At 50.8% G+C, this 18,493-nt stretch carries 15 protein-coding genes; 10 read left to right on the forward strand and 5 right to left on the reverse strand.

Going from position 1 to position 18,493, the window contains the following annotated elements; genetic code table 11:
* Positions 1-145: 145 nt before the first annotated feature.
* The gene (locus EKK48_20005; GenBank protein RTL38729.1) at positions 146-430 is read right to left on the reverse strand and encodes an RNA-binding protein; all 285 of its coding nucleotides are present in this window, start codon (positions 428-430) and stop codon (positions 146-148) included.
* 392 nt (positions 431-822) lie between these two features.
* Here EKK48_20005 and EKK48_20010 point away from each other — a divergent pair, with 392 nt between their 5' ends.
* Positions 823-2,349: a CoA-acylating methylmalonate-semialdehyde dehydrogenase gene (locus EKK48_20010; protein RTL38730.1), complete on the forward strand. Its 1,527-nt coding sequence runs from the start codon at positions 823-825 to the stop codon at positions 2,347-2,349.
* A gap of 104 nt (positions 2,350-2,453) precedes the next feature.
* Here the strand turns inward: EKK48_20010 and EKK48_20015 are convergent, their stop codons facing one another.
* Positions 2,454-3,395, reverse strand: coding sequence for an acyl-CoA desaturase (locus tag EKK48_20015; protein RTL38731.1), 942 nt, complete (start codon positions 3,393-3,395; stop codon positions 2,454-2,456).
* 137 nt (positions 3,396-3,532) lie between these two features.
* Here EKK48_20015 and EKK48_20020 point away from each other — a divergent pair, with 137 nt between their 5' ends.
* The 5 genes from EKK48_20020 (at position 3,533) to EKK48_20040 (ending at position 9,948) form a co-directional block, all read left to right on the forward strand.
* Positions 3,533-4,717, forward strand: a complete 1,185-nt coding sequence (locus tag EKK48_20020; GenBank protein RTL38732.1) for a hypothetical protein — start codon at positions 3,533-3,535, stop codon at positions 4,715-4,717.
* A gap of 171 nt (positions 4,718-4,888) precedes the next feature.
* Positions 4,889-5,500: a hypothetical protein gene (locus EKK48_20025; GenBank protein RTL38733.1), complete on the forward strand. Its 612-nt coding sequence runs from the start codon at positions 4,889-4,891 to the stop codon at positions 5,498-5,500.
* A gap of 49 nt (positions 5,501-5,549) precedes the next feature.
* Complete coding sequence (locus EKK48_20030) at positions 5,550-7,526, forward strand: OPT family oligopeptide transporter (GenBank protein ID RTL38734.1); 1,977 nt, start codon at positions 5,550-5,552, stop codon at positions 7,524-7,526.
* Positions 7,527-7,609: 83 nt separating this feature from the next.
* The gene (locus EKK48_20035) at positions 7,610-9,073 is read left to right on the forward strand and encodes a hypothetical protein (protein ID RTL38735.1); all 1,464 of its coding nucleotides are present in this window, start codon (positions 7,610-7,612) and stop codon (positions 9,071-9,073) included.
* Positions 9,074-9,141: 68 nt separating this feature from the next.
* Positions 9,142-9,948 carry an MOSC domain-containing protein gene (locus tag EKK48_20040; GenBank protein RTL38736.1) on the forward strand — a complete coding sequence of 269 codons (807 nt, stop codon included), beginning with the start codon at positions 9,142-9,144 and terminating at the stop codon, positions 9,946-9,948.
* A gap of 74 nt (positions 9,949-10,022) precedes the next feature.
* Here EKK48_20040 and EKK48_20045 read toward each other — a convergent pair whose 3' ends face one another.
* Positions 10,023-11,030: a hypothetical protein gene (locus EKK48_20045; GenBank protein ID RTL38737.1), complete on the reverse strand. Its 1,008-nt coding sequence runs from the start codon at positions 11,028-11,030 to the stop codon at positions 10,023-10,025.
* A 454-nt stretch (positions 11,031-11,484) separates the two neighbouring features.
* Between EKK48_20045 and EKK48_20050 the strand changes: the two genes are divergently transcribed.
* Positions 11,485-13,053, forward strand: a complete 1,569-nt coding sequence (locus tag EKK48_20050; GenBank protein ID RTL38738.1) for a tetratricopeptide repeat protein — start codon at positions 11,485-11,487, stop codon at positions 13,051-13,053.
* Position 13,054: 1 nt separating this feature from the next.
* The gene (locus EKK48_20055) at positions 13,055-13,612 is read left to right on the forward strand and encodes a hypothetical protein (GenBank protein ID RTL38739.1); all 558 of its coding nucleotides are present in this window, start codon (positions 13,055-13,057) and stop codon (positions 13,610-13,612) included.
* On the opposite strand, the gene EKK48_20060 is transcribed toward EKK48_20055, so the two are convergent.
* Together EKK48_20060 and EKK48_20065 are read right to left on the reverse strand one after the other, a co-directional pair.
* Positions 13,609-14,505: a M23 family metallopeptidase gene (locus EKK48_20060; GenBank protein RTL38740.1), complete on the reverse strand. Its 897-nt coding sequence runs from the start codon at positions 14,503-14,505 to the stop codon at positions 13,609-13,611. The two genes, EKK48_20055 and EKK48_20060, sit on opposite strands and share 4 nt — an antisense overlap.
* 31 nt (positions 14,506-14,536) lie before the next feature.
* Positions 14,537-16,240: a tetratricopeptide repeat protein gene (locus EKK48_20065; GenBank protein ID RTL38741.1), complete on the reverse strand. Its 1,704-nt coding sequence runs from the start codon at positions 16,238-16,240 to the stop codon at positions 14,537-14,539.
* A 274-nt stretch (positions 16,241-16,514) separates the two neighbouring features.
* Here EKK48_20065 and EKK48_20070 point away from each other — a divergent pair, with 274 nt between their 5' ends.
* Both EKK48_20070 and EKK48_20075 read left to right on the forward strand, forming a co-directional pair.
* Positions 16,515-17,852 (forward strand): MFS transporter, encoded by a 1,338-nt coding sequence (locus tag EKK48_20070; protein RTL38742.1) that lies wholly within the window; start codon positions 16,515-16,517, stop codon positions 17,850-17,852.
* A gap of 155 nt (positions 17,853-18,007) precedes the next feature.
* A complete protein-coding gene (locus tag EKK48_20075) occupies positions 18,008-18,487 on the forward strand; it encodes a hypothetical protein (protein RTL38743.1) in 480 nt (159 codons plus the stop codon).
* Positions 18,488-18,493 lie beyond the last annotated feature (6 nt).

Genomic DNA, 18,493 nt, shown 5'->3' on the forward strand with positions numbered 1-18,493 from the left:
GCCATCAAACTGTGTAGAAGACTTTCACCTCCGAGTTGTTGAACATGCCCAGCGCACAAGCAAAAGTCCCGGTCTTTCGACCGGGACTTTCTAATTGCTTTACATGTTCTATAGAGAACTGTTCAGCGAGCAGGTGTCGGTAAAATTACCAACGACCTCTGCCACCACCACCACCGTCTTTCGGCTTTGGAGTGGAAACGTTAACGGCGATCTGACGACCATCGAGGTCGCGACCGTTGAGCGCTTTGATAGCAGCTTCGGCGTCAGCCTGATTTGCCATCTCAACGAACGCGAAACCGCGCTGTCTTCCGGTTTCACGATCTTGCGGAATCGCGACCGAAACAACCTCACCGTATTCAGCGAAGAGATCTTGCAATCCTTGCTGAGTCGTTTTGAACGAGAGATTCCCTACAAACAATTTGTTATTCATGTGCCTTATTCTCAACCTATTTTCGACCGCAAAATCTCAAAGCATTGAGAACCTTGGTCTGAATTGTACGCCTCTAGTATGGCATCTCTTGCGACTTTAGTCAGTCCATTTTCGAGGCTTTTTTGTCAAATCTAATTTGGCGCCCGGGAGGATTTTTTGGGAGCCGCAAAAAACGTGTGTTTCAGCCGACCCGACGAAGATAAAATTTTTTCGTAATCAGAGTTCCGCGCCAAATGAAAAAACTTATAAGAAACATCTTGCAATCATTGTATGCCTGCCCCTGTCCCCCAAACAACGGTTGAGCCGGAACTGGCAGGACATACATAGATTGTCAATCAATTATCCAACCGATATCCTGATGAACGATTTTACATTCCCAGGAGGAATAGGCGATGGCTGTGGCTGAAAGTAAAGCCGTGAATACGCTAAAGCTGCTCGTTGGCGGCGAATGGGTAGACTCCGGCGCGACGGAATTCGGTGATATCAATAATCCATCTACTGGCGATTTGATCGCAAAAGTGCCGATGGGGGGAAGCCAGGACGTCGACAAAGCCGTTCGAGCCGCACAGGAAGCTTATTTCGACTGGTCTGAAACACCTGTCGTTGAGCGCGCCCGCGTCATGTTCCGCTTTAAAAACCTGCTCGAATCACGCTACGAGGAGATAGCCAGGTGTGTTGTTCGCGAGCACGGCAAGACCTTTAATGAAGCCAAAGCTTCCGTACAAAGAGGCATCGAAGTAGTTGAATTCGCTTGCGGTATACCGAGCTTGTTGACAGGCGACTGCCTGGAAAACATCGCCCGCAACGTTGACTGTGAGACGATGCGCCACCCGCTCGGGGTCTGCGCCGGCATCACTCCATTCAACTTTCCGGCCATGGTGCCGCTCTGGATGTACCCGATCGCCATTACCTGCGGCAATACATTTGTATTGAAGCCATCCGAAAAAGTGCCTATGAGCAGCATGCTGATCGCCGAGTGCTTAATGGAAGCGGGACTGCCTAAAGGCGTTTTCAATATCGTTCACGGCGGCAAAGACTGCGTCAACGCACTGCTGGAACACCCTCTAATCAAAGCCATCTCTTTTGTCGGCTCAACTCATATCGCCAAATATGTGTACGAGAAAGGCACACAAAACGGCAAGCGTGTACAGGCTGCCGGCGGCGCCAAAAATCACATCATCATCATGCCTGATGCCGACATGGACCACACCGTACAAGCCCTGCAAGCCTCTGCCTTCGGTTGCGCCGGGGAACGCTGCATGGCAGGCAGCCTGGCTGTGCCAGTCGGTAAAGCGGCAGAAGAGTTGATGCCTCGCTTGCTCGAATCGACAGCAAAGATGAAAGTAGGACGCACCGATGATGGTGGCAATCCCGACATGGGACCACTGGTATCAGCAGATCACCTGAAGAAAGTAAAAGGCATGATCGACAAAGGTGCGGATGAGGGCGCCAAAGTAGCACTGGACGGCAGAACGCTCAAGGTGCAAGATGCGCCCAAAGGCTACTTCCTCGGACCAACAATTTTCGACCACGCCAAGCCTGAGATGAGCATTGTCAAAGACGAAATATTTGGACCGGTACTGTCTGTGGTGCGGGTGGAAAATATCGAAGATGCGATTTTGCTCGGCAAACAGAGCCCATATGGCAATGGCGCTGTCATCTATACGAATAGCGGTCGCTCGGCGCGTGAATTCAAACGCCACTTCAACGCAGGCATGATCGGCATAAATGTCGGCGTTCCCGCCTCTATGGCATGGTTCCCCTTCACAGGCTGGAACAATTCATTCTATGGAGACCTGCATATTCAGGGCAAAGAAGGAATTCAGTTCTATACACAGCAGAAGATGACAATGACGCGCTGGTTCGGTGAACCAATCTCCAAGCAGTACGTCGATCCTGTCTGGAAGCCTAAAGCCTGAGCAAAAGCTCGACAGACTTAAAAGGAGCACCGACTGATGTTGGCGCTCCTTCTGTCATTTTCAGTTTTGATTACCGCTTCTTCTTGCTTGCAGTTTTGTCTCGCTTATTCCTGATTGACAAAAACCGGCTCAGAAGCAGTATCGAAGTTGAACGGAGACTCAACAGGAGTGTTGGCGCTTGCACCGACACGGCGCCCCATCAAATGTTTAGGCGGTCGCACAACAGCGCTTGCCAGTCCAACTTTCTCAAGCAACCAGACGGCATACCAGGTGACATCTAATTCGAACCACTCCATGCCGTGACGTGCTGACTTCGGAACAGCATGATGATTGTTGTGCCAGCCTTCACCGAGAGCGAGCAACCCGACCCACCAGACGTTGCGGCTCTGCTCACGGGTATTGTGTGATCTGTAGCCAACATTGGGAAGATGACAGACAGCATTGACGAGCTGCGTGCTCCAAAAAATTGTGAACGTGGCAAGTATGTTCGCCACCAGCGCAATCGGTCCAAGCGCAAAGAAAATCAGGACGCGGAAGGCGATACAAAGCCCGAGACAAAGTTGTGCTTGAGTGGGCGAGTGGTCATCACCAAGCTTGCGGAATAGAGGATCGGCCATCAACTCAGGCACCTGAGCACGCATCTCTTCATCAGATTGAACAGAACGCATGTCAAACATCCACTCATAAAGAGCGTGTTTGAAACCATCTTTGGGTGAATGCGGATCTCCGTCCTGGTCTGACTTCTGATGATGCAGACGATGTACACCGACCCAGACGATTGGCGACCCCATCAATCCGAAATAACCACCCGAAACGATGACATACATGAGCCATTTCGGAACTTTCAGAGACTTATGGGTTAACAGTCGATGATAACCAAGCGTTATTCCGAGTCCATGATACAAGTAGAAAACTACGAACCACAAAGCGAATGAAAGTCCGGCCCACAAATTCGCCTCACTAAAGATTCCCAAAGTATGTGTCCCCCACGTTGATGTAATCGCCGCACCCGGCAATGTTACAGGCTTACATTTATAGCACGCAATATCACTGGAGCAGTAAGAGCAACTATAAACAAAGTATTCAGCATTCCCGACACTATCTACATCCTCACACCATCAGTTAATCAACCGTTTGTCGCTCAGATGAAAAGTGATTAACTGATACAAAATTTGTTCGGCAGTTGAGCGAACGGCTTACGACAGTTTTCGTGGCGTATACTCTCGCTGGATCTGACATTTACCAAGGAAACACCGTGATCAAATTACCCTGGGCGCACGCATTTTTACTCACGTTCGCTTTTTTACTCACGTTCGATCTTCCTTCGCTAGCCCTTGAAGATACGGCTCAACTGCATGGTGCGACTCAAACCACAGCCGAAGAACAAGCGACAGAAAGAGGGTCCGAGAAAGCGTCCGAGAAAGGAATAGAAAAAGCGTCAGAAGAAAAGACAGAAAAAGGGATAGAAACGGGGACGGGAAAAGCCTCAGAGAGAGCTGCACGCAAGCTAAAAATCGCCCTAGCGTTAGGAGGCGGCGGCACCAGAGGATACGCGCACATCGGTGCGTTGCGAGTTTTCGTCCGCGAAGGTATTCCAATCGACATGATCGCAGGAACCAGCATGGGAGCCATCGTCGGAGGCATGTACTGCGCCGGGTTGAGCCCTGACGAAATCGAAAAGCGCATGCTGAAAAGATCTTTTGCCCACTCCTATTACACTGTACCGATTCCAGTAAGAGTGGCTGTCATTCCTATTTTTATTGTGCCGCACTTGTTTGGTTACCACCCGTACGATGGACTTTACGTTGGCAACCGATTCGCTAAATATATGAACAACTCGTTGCCTGCCACTCGTCGCGATATCGAAGAGTTGAAGCTTCCATTCTGCGCAGTAGCAGCAAACCTGCTCGATGGAAAGGCCTACTCAATCAAAACAGGTAACATGGGACGCGCTATACAAGCCAGTTCCGCGGTGCCGGAGCTGCGCCGACCGGTCCCCATCGACGACAAGCTGTTCGTGGATGGTGGCATCGCCGCAAACTTGCCGGTGCGGCAGGCCAAAGAAATGGGAGCAGATCTCGTTATCGCCGTCGACGTCGACGGAAAGTTCGACGCTAAGCCCCATGATTTCCGAAAGATTTTGAGCGTGGGCAACCAGGTGATCAATATGATTTTGAGCAAAATCGATGAAGACCAGGCAAAAATGGCAGACATTTTGATTGAACCTGATGTAACCGGCATCCACCTGCTGTCAAGCAAACCGGCAGACGGCATCCGCGCCATCAAGGCCGGAGAAGAGGCCGCCGAGGCAGCCTTGCCTGAAATCCGCAAGCGCATCGAATCTGCCGGCCTGGCTACGAACCACTGAGAAAGCTTGGTTTTATTTAGCTTGCCGGAACACAAAACTTTCCCTAAAGTAATGTTTTAAGCAGCGGCTCCGGCCGTCTGACGCTTCTACTTAGCCATCTGCAACGTTGCAATGTGCCGAGGCGATGTGAAGCAGGCTCACTAATAACATTCACGCACGGATGACCGAAGCATGAGAGCAGTGATCACTGGTGGACCGTCAGTAGGAAAGACGACGATCGTCAGCATGCTCGGCGCGCTCGGATATCCGATAGTGCAAGAGTTCGCAACTGCGATCATCAAAGAGGGTGAATTCCTGCCCTGGGTAGACAGAGCTGCCTTTCAAGCGGAAGTGCTCAGACGCCAGGTAGCGGCCGAGCAAGCATTGCAGGATACCCACGAGCCGATTTTCTTAGACCGGGGATTATTCGACGGCGAAGCCTATTACATATACGACCAGCTCGAAATTCCAAAAGCATTCTCGACTCTCGATGCCTCAAAATATACAGTCGCTTTTCTCGTGGAAGAGCTTCCATTTTTCGAAGTCAACCACGTTCGCCGCGAAAATCTTTCCTTCACCAAAGAAATAAGTGTCATTCTGGAAAGGTGTTACACCAGCCGGAACGTAGAGGTGATTCGCGTACCGGCGATGCAACCGCAAGAAAGAATCGACTTCGTACTCGAGGAAGTAAAACGATTGCAAAGGCGCGAACTGCAAAAGAAGCTGTCAGTAGTGCCGGGTATGTCCGTCGTTATGACAACCGATTTGCAAGCCACCGTTGCTCCAGCTTTTGCAGCCGGCTAATACGTAATGTGCTTTGAGCCGACAGAGCATACAATGAGCTCTCACATTGATGCGGTTGTCATGGCTGGAGGCAGATTTGAACGAGAACGAAAAGGAGTCGATGCAGACTCCCTTAGACGCTGAGAAGTCCATTGTTGCAGGCGAAGGCGTTGGTGTTTCGACTGCGGCTAGCGCCATCAAAGAATCCGATCCAAACGCCATATTGCACGAAAAACTAACGGATGAAGAGTGGTATCGCACCGTCTACCAGGGAGATAGAGTTCCGCAGCTGACAGTGCGCGCAGTGCTGATGGGCGGCATCCTCGGTTCGCTCATGTCGGTATCGAATCTCTACACTTCGATCAAGGTCGGCTGGGCCTTCGGTGTTGCCATTACAGCCTGCGTTCTATCGTTTGTGATTTGGAACAGTCTGCGGGCGGTGCTCGGAAAAGTGGGCGTCAAACTAACGCCCATGTCCATTCTCGAAAACAATTGCATGCAGTCGACAGCATCAGCCGCCGGGTATTCTACCGGCGCCACCGTTGGCACCGCATTTGGTGCCTTGCTTCTGATTACTCGCGTGCACATGGATTGGAAAATCCTTCTTGCCTGGACCTTAATCACGGCAGCACTGGGGGTCTTCCTGGCTGTGCCGATGAAACGGCAGATGATCAATCACGAGCAGCTACCTTTCCCGAGCGGAATCGCCGCTGCCGAGACTCTGAAAAGTCTCTACAGTGAAGCAAAAGAATCTATTCAACAAGCACATTCGCTCGTCTACGCTCTTATTGTCGGCTTGATCGTGGGCTTTTTCGGCAAAGGCGAGTTCAAATGGATTGAAACGTTCAAGCTCAAAATTCCCGAGCTAATTCCATTCAAACTGACAATGAACAATGTCAAACTCAACGAACTGCCAGGGTTCGGATTCGAACCGAGCGTGCTGCTTATCGGCGCAGGCATGATTGTCGGGCTGCGCGTATCGATTTCGATGCTTATCGGTGCCTGCGTCCTATATTTCTGGGTTGGTCCTTACATGATCAACATCCACGAAATCACAGAACCAGCCAAGTTGCTCAAGTGGTCGCTCTGGTCGGGAACAGCCCTCATGGTGACATCAGGGCTGACCGCTTTCGCCATGCAGTGGAAAACCATTTTGAAAGCCCTGACTTCTGTAAAGAAAGCTGGAACGACCGAAAGCATCGACGACAAGTTGGCTGAAATAGAAGTGCCAATGCGCTGGTTGCTCATCGGTCTTATACCGCTGGCAATTGGTATGGTGGCGCTGCAATATGTAGCTTTTTCGATCTCACCTCCGCTTGGGCTACTGGCTGTCGTGATGAGCTTCTTTCTGGCCCTCGTCGCCTGCCGGGCCACGGGCGAGACCGACGTCACACCAATCGGAGCGATGGGCAAGCTCACTCAGTTGACCTATGCAGTCCTCGCACCCTCCAATATCACAACCAATCTTATGGCAGGAAGCGTCACTGCCAATATCGCCTCCAGCTCTGCTGATTTGTTGACCGATCTCAAAAGCGGCTATCTTCTAGGCGCCAACCCTCGCAGGCAGTTCATTGCCCAATTCGTCGGGTTGTTCTTCGGAACTATCGCCATCGTTCCAGCCTGGTACATGATGATCCCCACCGTGGAAGCCATGGAAAAATACAACGCGCCTTCCGCCAACATGTGGAAAGCCGTTGCTGAAGCGCTTTCGCACGGCATCAGCTACGTGCCCATACATGCCCGTTACGGACTTCTGATAGGCGGAGTACTGGGCATTTTGCTCAGCATCGCCGACGCCTACGCTCCCAAGAAACTGAAGCCTTACATGCCTTCAGCGATGGGTCTGGGGCTGAGCTGGGTGATGAGCTTCTCCAACTCGTTTTCTTTCTTTGTGGGCGCACTGCTCGCTTTCATCTGGTCAAAAATCGACAAACGCTCGGCCGACTTATTCACCATCCCAGTCGCTTCGGGCGCCGTCGCAGGAGAATCACTGATCTGTGCGCTACTGGCTATGTATAACGCGGCGCTGGCTGTGAGCGCACATTAAGACAGGCGTGCCCGTTTTTCCAGGGAGCAGCCAATATTGGATATAATTCCGCATGTAAGCTCATATCCGGCTCCACCAACCAGATGTCCACAACTGAAAAAGATCAAATAATCAAGGCGATCAATGACCTCGGCAGGCGCGTAACGGCAGCCGACGTGGCCACAAAAACCGGTCTGCCTCTGCTCAAGGCAACTTCAGAGCTGAACAAAGTTGCAGCAGAGACAAACGGGCACTTGCAGGTTAGCACCGCGGGCGATATCGCATACACTTTCGACGCAGGATTTCAAAACGCATATTTAGCGCAAGGCATGAAGAAAACGATCAAGGAGATTGGCGACAAAATCTTCAAAGTCGGTTTCTTCCTGCTGCGCATTTCCTTTGGTGTCGGTCTGATTCTCTCCTTTCTGGTGATCGTAGTTCTGATCATTGCCGCAATTTTCTTCGCTCAGCGTGGCAGTGACAGCGACAGTGACAGCGACAGTGATAGCGGCTACGGCGGCGGCTTTGGAGGCTTCGACTTCTTCGACTGGATGTTGCTTCGCAATTTCTTCTACTGGGGTCCGACCTATCCAGTCTACGTACCGTACGACTACAACGATTACGGTCGCAACTACGACCTGTACGACAAACCAACGACTCGCCAGCCTGAGACGAACAACAACTTCATTATGAACTGCTTTTCGTTCTTGTTTGGAGACGGTCCACCCAACCTCAATCTGGAAGAACGCAAGTGGCAGTTGATTGCGCAGACGATCAAACAACACAACGGTGTTGTCACAGCAGAACAACTGGCACCATTTACAGGCGCCGACCCTGCCAACGAAGACGGCGTTTTGCCTGTGCTGGTGCGCTTTGACGGCAAGCCCGAAGTGACCGAGTCCGGCAACATTGTTTACACATTTCCAAATTTGCAAGTAACAGCAAAATCAATGTCATTTGCGCCTCTGCCTCCCTTTTTAAAAGAGTTCGAATGGGAGTTCACCAGCGTTCCGGCATCGGCGCTCGTGCCTGTGTTCATTTTGGCCGGGCTCAACTTTTTCGGTGCCATTTTCCTCGTCACTCATTTATGGATTCCGGTACTGCATGCCTTTGCCGGCTTGATTCATGGACTGATGCTCTACGGCACTCTCTTCCTGGCTGTACCGACGATTCGATACGCCGTGATCCGCTGGTTGAACGGCAATATTCAGGACCGCAACGCTCAACGCAGCAAATATGCAGAAGTCTTGCGCAATCCGCCTGCGACAGTGGTCAAGAAACTCGCCGAAGCAAATCAGTACCGCATCGGTGAAAAGCGAGTGAGGGCAGATGATCTGGTTTACAGCACAGAACGCGATGTGATCGACCAGGACTTCAATCACGAAGACCGGAAGTTCGACGAAGAGCTTCGCAAAGGCGCACAGCAACAAAAGCAGCATCAACCGCCAAAGCACCAACCACCGCAAATCACTCAGGATGCTCAAAATCAGCCGGACCACATAATTTCCCTTAACCCCAAAGAGAAATCAGAGGTGAAACCAATCAAGTCCAAACGTCCATGGCAATAAATTGGAAGCGATTGCAACAGCAATAGAAGCGACTCCACGTCCATAACAATTCTGGTAATTCAAGATCAATGACAATAGAAGTAAGTGAACTCAATTTCTATCCGATCAAATCGTGCCGTGGCACCACCCTTGATACTGCACAAATCGCCCTGCGCGGCATAGATCACGATCGGGAATGGCTTGTGGTTAACGCAACCACGAACAATTTCATCACACAGCGAGAAATCGCCAAGATGTGTCTGATTGAGCCTCAAGTCTCAGAAGACGGTAAAGTGCTTACCTTGAACGCGCCCGGAATGGAAAAAATTATAGTACCTGTGACTGATCAGTTTGGACAGAGACGTGTCACGGTCTGGTCAAACGCCTGTCGAGCCGACGATCAAGGTGACGCCGCCGCACAGTGGTTTTCCCGTTACCTGGGAGAAGATTGCAGACTGGTGCGCATGTCGAACACTCATAAACGTCAGGTAGATCAAAGATACGCCAAACGAAAAACGGATCAAGTCGGATTCGCAGACGGATTCCCGATTTTATTGATTTCGGAAGAATCACTGAATGACTTGAACAACCGGCTGCCGACGGCACTCCCCATGAATCGCTTCAGACCAAACATCGTCGTAAAAGGCTGCGATGCCTTTGCAGAAGACAGCTGGAAAACAATAAAGATAGGCGAACTGCTTTTTGATGTCGTCAAACCGTGTGCGCGTTGTGTGATCACGACCATCGATCAAAGCTCGGCTGAAAAGAGTCCTGAACCGTTGAAAACGATGAACCTTTTTCGAAACAAAGGCAACAAGCTAATGTTCGGACAAAACATCGTTCACCACAGTGCCGGAAAAATCAGCACAGGCGATGTTTTAGAAGTGCTCGACTGACGACGAGTTGATACACAGTTTTGGCTGTGAGAATTGTTGAAATAAGCAGCGGTTGGTGCTTGATCAGCAAAAGATCAGTGCTCGGAGCGCGAGCCCTTAGACTGCACAGAAGGAACGCGCCTTGCTGTCCAAATGGCTGACCCGATTAACGCGGAGCTCAAGAAAATCGCAGTTGGAATATTTCGACTCAAACTGTCGAGCGATTGATTAAGTAAGGCGATTTGCGTTTCCAACCTGGAGATGCGCAGATTCAATTCATTCACAGACGGTGGCAAGCTCGTCAGGGAAGGCTCCAACGCGGCAATTGGACCAGACAACTGACTCAAGGGAGCGGCAATATCACCAATTGGTTTCTGCAACCCTTTCAATTCCGAATTGACACCGCGAAGCGGTTGCGAAATTCCATCAGTCGATTTCGTCAACTCATGCAATGGTGCGTTCAACTTGTAAATCGGCTTTGAGAGTTCGGCGACGCTGCTGCCGACGCCGTTGAGAGGCGTTCGCAAATTGCTTAACGGGTTTTTAAGATTGCCAATCGGTTCTTGCAGTGACGAGATAGGCTGCTGCAAATTGTTGATTTGCTGGTGCAGCCCACCGAGAGACGAATCAAGATTGGTAAGGGGATTCTTTAGCTTGTCGATAGGATTGTTCAGTTGGTAGATGGGGCGATTGAGCGTGCGCACTGAATTGCCCAGAGTGCCTATGTCTTCACGCAAAGCCCGCATCTCAGCCTGCGTTTTGGCTCCCGTCTCGACGACAGAGCGAATCGGATGCAGCAAACTTTTGCGAATCGAAAACTTATATTCCGGCGAATTCAGATTGATAGTTTGCATTCCCAGCAAAGAAGAAGTCTTTATGCCCGGTTGATTAAGTGCGTCGTCGTCAGTTTCTGGTTCTTCAATTGAAGTTCGACCGCTACCATGTGAATCGCCTTTCACTTTTTCAGTGGTGGCTCCTGCAGCGCTCCGTCCAGCGGAGGCGGTAGCGGGCGCGACGTTTGCCGCATTTTCGTCTGCCCTTGCAGGTGCGAAAGCGAGAACAGTCAGAAGAGCCGTGAGCGATAAAGATATCGAAATTTTCATCAAATCAACTGTCTGGGGAAGCCAACAGGCAGAGGCATGCTAACACATCCACCTGCAAATAACGTTGAAAAAATCGAAGAATACGTTACGGAATCTCCACCTGCACTAGCCAAGCTAGCGGCTTGACCGCATACACATATACACTCAGCACTATATCCGGTGACTAAAACGTCCATAACGACGTTAGCCACACAATCGATGTGTGGCTAATCGCGTAAAAAGGGCAGAGGCAGTTCGGGATCTCGACAAACTATCGCAGAGGAAGGGGCGACTCGGGATTCAAGCCCGCTGGGGTACGTTTCAGTCTCCACGATAGTCAACGTTTGAGTTGCTGATATTTATATTCCCTGATTTCGAGCTTTAAACTACTTTCTTTCATTAAAGGGTAGATTTAATAACAGAGGCGGTGGTGAGTGACTGCGGGCAGTGTGAGGCCCCATGTAATGGTCGTCTAATGGACAGCGATTGGGAAGAAATTCGGTCTGACGCCGAACGAGCCGTGCGGCGAGGCAATTTTGAGGAGGCAAGTCAACTCTGGCTCCAGGCAATCGCGCTTTGCAATGATCTGGGCAAATACGACCCGCGCCGCATCATCTCGCTTGAAGGTCTGGCAAACGTCTACTGGCGTACCAACCAGTTCGCAGATGCACTGCCGATTCTCGTCAAAACCTTTTCTCTTCATGAAGATCAACTCGGTCCGGATCACGCAGACATCGGTGTACTGGCGAACAACCTGGCGCGGGTCTATCACACGCTCGAAAAATTTCCAGAAGCGGAAGCCCTCTATCAACGAGCCTTGCGCATCCGCCGAAAAGTGCTTGGAGTGGAGCACCCCGAAGTTGCCGAACTGATAAAAAACTATGCAAACCTGCTCGTAGCGGCAGGCCGGGGCTTCGAAGCGGAAGACCTGAAAGCGAGTACCGTCAGCATTAAGTCAGGCATCTGGAACCGGTCTGGACACTTCAACACGATAAAAATTGAGAATCCAGACTCTCTTTTCTCGTCCGACCTGGACAACTTGCAGCCGGTTGGTCCAGCAAAAGCACGTTCAGCGCCCCCTCCGCCGCCCAAGCCGGTGGTCGAACAGCCACAACCAGAACCGGCTGAGCCAGAGACCAGAGCAATCTCGGATGCCGAAATCACGGCTGAAAGCAACGAACTCTCAAATTGGCTCAGCTCCAGACGTCCAACCACTCAACCAGCACAAGTGGAGCCTCCAGAGCCTCCAGAGCACTGGATGGAGTTACTTTCTAAAGGCATGGAAGCTATGCAGCAAAACAACACGCTGCAAGCTGAGCAGCTTTTGAAACGTGCGGTGAGAGCGACTGAAACTTTCGATCAGCTCGACCCACGCATTGCCAGCACCCTAGAACTCTACTCGGAAGTACTGTGGAAAAACGGAAAACTCGCTGAAGCTCAGCCCGTTTGTGAACGAACGCTGCAGTTCTACGAATCGACTTTGCCACCCAATCATCAGGACATCGGTGTGATCGCCAACAACCTGGCTATGCTCTACCATGCACTGGAACAACCTGAGCTAGCTGAACCGCTCTACAAGCGAGCCCTGGAAATTCGCACAGCCAACCAGGGCACCACGCACCCCGACGTGATCACACTTCTGAACAATTATGCCAATATGCTCTACGTCTGGCACCGCGAGGGTGAAGCAGTCAACCTGAAGAATTACATCCGCAGTCTCACCTCCGGCAAATGGAATCAAGTCGGCAAGTTCAAAGCCCTTGCGCCTGCACCTTCACAAGAACCGGCTCCACAGCCGAAAGAAGACCAGTTTGCCACCTTTTCCAAATTCAAGCCTTCCATGGACCAGGTGGATTGGATTTCACAGTCAAGCGACATAATGCCTGCCTACAGCGAGAAACAAAGCGTCAATCAGAAATTCAGCGCCGATAAAAAGCCGGCAGAAAAGGCGAAATCAGCAGAGGACGCCGCATACAGCAACGACGCACGCGCGGTGCTCAACAAACTAGTGGGAGATCTTCTAAAGAAACCTGGAGAATCGTGAGATGACAGGTTCGTGGGTGAGCAGATTGATGGAGGGTTCCGCATTCCCTGCAGTGGCGTTCCCTGCAGCGGCGTTCCCTGCAGTGGCGTTCGTAATTTTGTGTGCCGCAATGCCGCCTCAAGCTTATGCCGACGGAAAACATCCCTCCCGTTTCGAGCAAGACTTGAAACGGAGCACAGAAACAATCGATGCGCAGAAAATAGAGCACGCCAAGATGAGCCTGCAACAAGCCGAAAAGAGAGCGCTCGAAATCAGCAGCGAAGCAGAACGGAAATGCAATGCCATCAAAGAAGAAGAGAACGCAATGATAGGCGATGGCAGAGGACCGGTCTTTCCTTTTCGAGCCTTTCGAACTGCAAGCTCGTCGGAAATAGAGGAAGCCAAAAAGCCCTACGAAGATCAGATCCAAAGCGTTCATACCGACACGCAAAGGCGCATCAAAGAGATTCTAGATGAGGGACAGCAAGCTGTTGATGCCATCGAACAATCTGCGGCACATGTACACAAAGGCGTTCATGAATACGCACCAAATACAGTGCGAAAATTCAAATCGTATTAATAGGTTTCGCCCTGCGTCAAACTGCCAAGATTGCCCTTTTCAGTAGCAAAAACTACAGGATGCGACTTTTCCTTATATCCATCAATCGGCGTCGTCACACAAAAATGCAGATGCGGACGATCAGCAAAACCAGTCTTACCCGACAATCCGATCTGGTCTCCCTTATGAACAACCTGACCAACTCTGGCCAGATTGCCACGCGGCTGAAGATGAACATATCGTGCATAACTTCCATCGGCATGTTTTACTGAAACCACATTGGCGCAGAACCCGTACTTCTTGTCGTTGCCACCAACAGTAGAGTCACCGTAAGAACCAATCACTATGCCGTCACGTGCGGCACAGACCGGTGTTCCCTCAGGCATAACAAAGTCGATGGCATATTCGTAGTTAGTGCCCTTCTGATGACTGAAATTGCCGAAATACCCTTGCGAAACTTTGTAGTGCTCCCCTTTCTTGTAGGGCAGAGCGTAGACATAAGTGGCGTCGTGTCGCCCTCCCGGCAAACCAAGGACCCAGTGATATTTCCAGTAGTAATGAAAAGGCGTACCAATATTCTTTTGCGAGAACCTAACGATCTCGATTGGTCGCTTGTATGAGTAATGCAAACCATCAACAAAATAGTTGAAGTGAGCAGGTTTGGTCGCCGTTGTATTGTCCAGGTTCAGGTCAAAAGTAAGTGTACTCTCCAGTATCTGTGGAGGCTCCAGAATGACCCGACCGATCTCCCCCACCTTCTCTTGGTGGCAGTAAACAGAATCGCCCTGAGTACAGAGCTTCGGCTGAGAGTCATCGCATATTGCAGGAAGTGCAAGCCACCAACAATTCGTCAGGACCAGAAAAAACAGGACCCCAAAAAACAACTCCAGGTGTAAGGTCCAGGCTTTTTTCATTCCGGTTGCACTACCCCACGAGTAGAACCATTTAGTGAGCAGCTTGACCTGGTTTCATACCTTGAGGTTCTGTTTCAAGCCCCGGCGATGGGTTTACAGCCGGTGCACCTATAACCAGTTCTGCGCCCTGCCACTTGCTCTTCAAGACAGGCGTCTGCAGGACACCACGCTCACGCAAGACCTCTTCTTGCACCTTGTTCTTCATGTAGTCGAAAGCTTCTCCAAGATTAGATTTAGCTTTCAATCCTTCCATCAGATACTTCGTGAAGACACTGTTCTGGTCACGCTTAGATTCCCATGATACCTGGTTAGGCATACTGGAAGAGATGACCAATTGACCGGTGCCCTGGGCGATATCATCGGCATTCACGTTGGAACGACGAGACAGTCCTTTGCTGTCGGAAACAGTGGTGGCGCCACTATGGCAAGCGTCGAGTACAAGCACGATGCGGTCCGAATGCACGCGTCCTTTAATGATTCGAGTCAAATCTTGCATTGGCAGTCCCGATGCATAGAGATTATCAACTTCCGTGTCATGAGCGAGTAAGTAGTTGACACCACCTACGTCCAGATCAGAAGCGCTGCCATGGCTGGAGATGTAGATAACGACCAGATCGTCTGGGTTGGCTACACGGGGCAGCCACTTGTCACCAAGTTCCGACAAGATGTGAGCGCGTGTCGCTTCTTCATCAACAAGCAACTTGATATGGTCTCTCTTGAAACCAGCACTGGTGACAAGGAAGTCATAGAAATCTTTGGCATCTTTGGAAGGGTAACGCAAATTCAAAGTAGAGTCTTTGAATTTACTGATACCTACAATCAAAGCCCATTTATCACGGATCGGGCGATTAGCCGGAGGAGCGGCAGGCTCTTCGGCAACCTGCTCGTCGGCAGAATCTTTCTTCGTCTTCGCCACCGACGAATTCTTTTTGCTTTCCTTGAGCAGGCGCTGCTGCTCCAGTTTGGCTGCAGCTAGCTTTTCACGCTCCTGACGCTCCTTTTCGAGCTTGGCTTCAATAGCAGCTTCACGAGCAGCAAGTTCGGCTTGCTTTTTCTCGAGAAGACGCATCTGTGCGGCAGTCAGCCCACCCTCGGCAACAGTCGTTGCAGTCGGAGCGGTCGAAACGACCGTAGTAGCAATCACTGTAGGTTTGACGGGAGCCGTATGAACCTTCGGTTTCTTCACCGGCACAGGTGGATTCAGAGCCAGCTGCTCTGCAGCCAATTTTTCAGCGGCAAGCTTTTCTGCGTCTGCCTTGGCTTTGGCGATTTTTGCCTCTTCTGCCTTCTTCTTATCAGCGATTGCTTGAACACAGAATTTCTTGTTCGTCGATGCCATATCGTTGTCAGGATCAAGCCGCAGAGCTGAATCGAAATCTGCTATAGCTTCGTCGTACTGATTCTTGTTGGAATACAACAATCCGCGTCCAAGGTAGTATTTGGGATTATTAGAGTCGAGCGCAATGGTCTGATTGAAGTCGGCCAGCGCCTTGTCTGGCTGCCCGAGACTGTTGTAAGTAACACCGCGCCAGTAATAAGTTTCAGCCGAACGCGAATTTGCATTGATCAGGTCGGTAAACATCATACGAGCTTCATCGAAGCGCCCCGACTGATAAGCACGTTTCGCTTTTTCCAGAGTCGAATGCTCGCTTGCATACCATTCAGAGTGCGCCGGAGCCTGCGTTATCGAGATGACACACATACTTAAAAGCGTGCTAAGAAAAAAGCGTTTCATTGTCCTTTCCAAATGTCTGAAGTGAGTCGAATCAAGCCGGGCAAGCTGCCCACACCGTATCCAAGGATATCTTACTGGATCGCGCTTTCTAATTAGGAGGAGACGCTGCTAAGGTTTCAAGAAACAAACACTTTTAACCTGAAATCGGCTACTATTTGGGCGTCCGACCTGTGTAACAGCGCCGTATCGGCGTTCGGTTTGACGCCCCGATTCACCATCCCAACTCCCTGAGCAGCTCTGCGCAGGGAGCACCCGAGAGACCCAAGGCTATCCCATGGTTCAAATCAACACCGAGACAGTTTCCCCGCCCAAAAGTGATCTGCGAACAGACGGCAACTATCGTTGGATAATGATCGCGCTGGGATTTGCCATCACATTGATTTGTTATCTGGATCGCTCGGCACTTTCCTGGGCTATCACTCCAATAAAAAAAGAATTTGGATTTACAGACCAGGATTTCGGCGCCATTGCGAGCTCCTTCGGCATCGGATACATGATCATGACGGTCGGCGGTGGCATCGTCGTTGACAAATGGGGAGCGCGCAAAGTCTGGCCTGCCGCAGCCATTCTCTGGTCCGGCTGTACTGCTTTAATGGGATTAGCGAGCAATTTCTGGCTCTTTTATCTCTTCCGCATGATGCTGGGTGTGGCAGAGGGTCCACATTTCCCCGCCCTGACTCGGGTTGTGGCAGACTGGCTGCCACTGTCTGAGCGCGGACGGGCTACAGCAATCGGGCTGTCGGCTGTGCCGATATCGATGGTCATAGGCGCGCCATTGCTTTCGAACATGGTGGCATCATTGGGCTGGAAAGTCATGTTCGGTATTCTTGGCTGCCTTGGTTTTGCCTGGGCGGCTGTCTGGTACGTAGTCTTTCGCGACTATCCTGAGGAGTGCAAGCTGGTCTCTGACAGCGAACTGAACTATATTCGCGAGGGAAAAGTCGGCGACCGGAAACAATCATCCGCCGCGATCAGACATGCTGAGTTGAGCGGGGGCGCGACAACCTGGCGCTTCATGCTATCGAATCCATCGTTGATGTCTAACAATGTCGCCTTCTTCTCTTTTGGCTACTTATTATTCTTCGCTCTGACGTGGCTTCCCGGCTATCTCGAACAGACGTACCACTTACATGTCAAAGAAGCTGGCATCTACTCAATTGCTCCCTGGTTGACTGCTGGAATATTATTGCCATCTGCAGGCTGGCTTTCTGACTATCTGCTCAAGAAAACCGGCAGTTATAGAGCATCGAGAACACACATGATCTGGATGTGCCAGTTGGCGTCGGCTCTTTGCTTTGTTCCGCTAATGTTCAGCCCATCGCTCGAACTGGCGATTACGATGATTTCACTCGGTCTGGGTCTGGGATTGATGCCCAACGCCGCATTTTACGCGCTCAATTGCGATCTCGCCAAAGACCGCGTCGGCACCAGCCTTGGTATCATGGACTGCTTTTTCGCAGTAGCAGGAGTTCTGGCGCCTTGGTTCACCGGTGTCATCGCCACCGCCACGAATAATTTCAGCGCCGCATTCGGTGTGCTGATTGCGTTTACTTTGATATCGGTTGTCAGCGTAGTTATATTCCAAAAGCCTGATGGCAAAACGTCCAGTTAACCAAGTCTGGGCTGAATCATTGTGTCTCATATACAAATTCGAACATCCCTCTGAGAAAATTTCAGAGGGATACCGCGGCTGCTGGATGTAACCGGCTCAACTGACAGCTAATATCTTGCCAGTTGAAAGCAAAGGCAATCGAGGCGGAAGCAACAATGAAGGTGAAGATTGAAGTTCTGGCAGAAAATATGGATGAAGCTCGAATCGCTGAAGTAGAACTTGAGCAAATCCTCAGTCTGGTTGCAAGTAACCACGACGCACCGAGCGACATATTGAATGTCATGAGCAAAGCAAAGTCGACTGGAGTGTTGATGGAAGTAGCAGAAAATCCTAATACTGATTTAGACACGTTGGAAAAACTGATCGCCGATAAGAGCCCCGAGGTGAGAGCAGCGGTTGCTCAACACCCGAATGCAATCACATTTGTATGGAAGCTGGCGACAGACGAAAGTCCGCTGGTGCGTTATTGCCTGGCAATGAATCCAAACTTTCCTGAACACGTCTACCAGACACTGGCAAAAGATGAAAACTATCGAGTGGCTCGCAGAGCCAAAAGAACGCTATCCAGGGTGAAGGCGGCAGACAGCCTGGTGGCAAATATCGCGCATTTTTTCACCGCACGGAAAGCAAGCTAACCAGCC

This window comes from Candidatus Melainabacteria bacterium (assembly GCA_003963305.1).
Taxonomy (GTDB): domain Bacteria; phylum Cyanobacteriota; class Vampirovibrionia; order Obscuribacterales; family Obscuribacteraceae; genus PALSA-1081.

Excerpts from the sequence above, each read along its gene's own strand:
- EKK48_20005 (RTL38729.1), bottom strand. The coding sequence starts at position 430 with ATGAATAACAAATTGTTTGTAGGGAATCTCTCGTTCAAAACGACTCAG.
- EKK48_20010 (RTL38730.1), top strand. The coding sequence starts at position 823 with ATGGCTGTGGCTGAAAGTAAAGCCGTGAATACGCTAAAGCTGCTCGTT.
- EKK48_20025 (RTL38733.1), top strand. The coding sequence starts at position 4,889 with ATGAGAGCAGTGATCACTGGTGGACCGTCAGTAGGAAAGACGACGATC.
- EKK48_20030 (RTL38734.1), top strand. The coding sequence starts at position 5,550 with ATGCGGTTGTCATGGCTGGAGGCAGATTTGAACGAGAACGAAAAGGAG.
- EKK48_20035 (RTL38735.1), top strand. The coding sequence starts at position 7,610 with ATGTCCACAACTGAAAAAGATCAAATAATCAAGGCGATCAATGACCTC.
- EKK48_20040 (RTL38736.1), top strand. The coding sequence starts at position 9,142 with ATGACAATAGAAGTAAGTGAACTCAATTTCTATCCGATCAAATCGTGC.
- EKK48_20045 (RTL38737.1), bottom strand. The coding sequence starts at position 11,030 with ATGAAAATTTCGATATCTTTATCGCTCACGGCTCTTCTGACTGTTCTC.
- EKK48_20050 (RTL38738.1), top strand. The coding sequence starts at position 11,485 with ATGGACAGCGATTGGGAAGAAATTCGGTCTGACGCCGAACGAGCCGTG.
- EKK48_20055 (RTL38739.1), top strand. The coding sequence starts at position 13,055 with ATGACAGGTTCGTGGGTGAGCAGATTGATGGAGGGTTCCGCATTCCCT.
- EKK48_20060 (RTL38740.1), bottom strand. The coding sequence starts at position 14,505 with ATGAAAAAAGCCTGGACCTTACACCTGGAGTTGTTTTTTGGGGTCCTG.
- EKK48_20065 (RTL38741.1), bottom strand. The coding sequence starts at position 16,240 with ATGAAACGCTTTTTTCTTAGCACGCTTTTAAGTATGTGTGTCATCTCG.
- EKK48_20070 (RTL38742.1), top strand. The coding sequence starts at position 16,515 with ATGGTTCAAATCAACACCGAGACAGTTTCCCCGCCCAAAAGTGATCTG.
- EKK48_20075 (RTL38743.1), top strand. The coding sequence starts at position 18,008 with ATGAAGGTGAAGATTGAAGTTCTGGCAGAAAATATGGATGAAGCTCGA.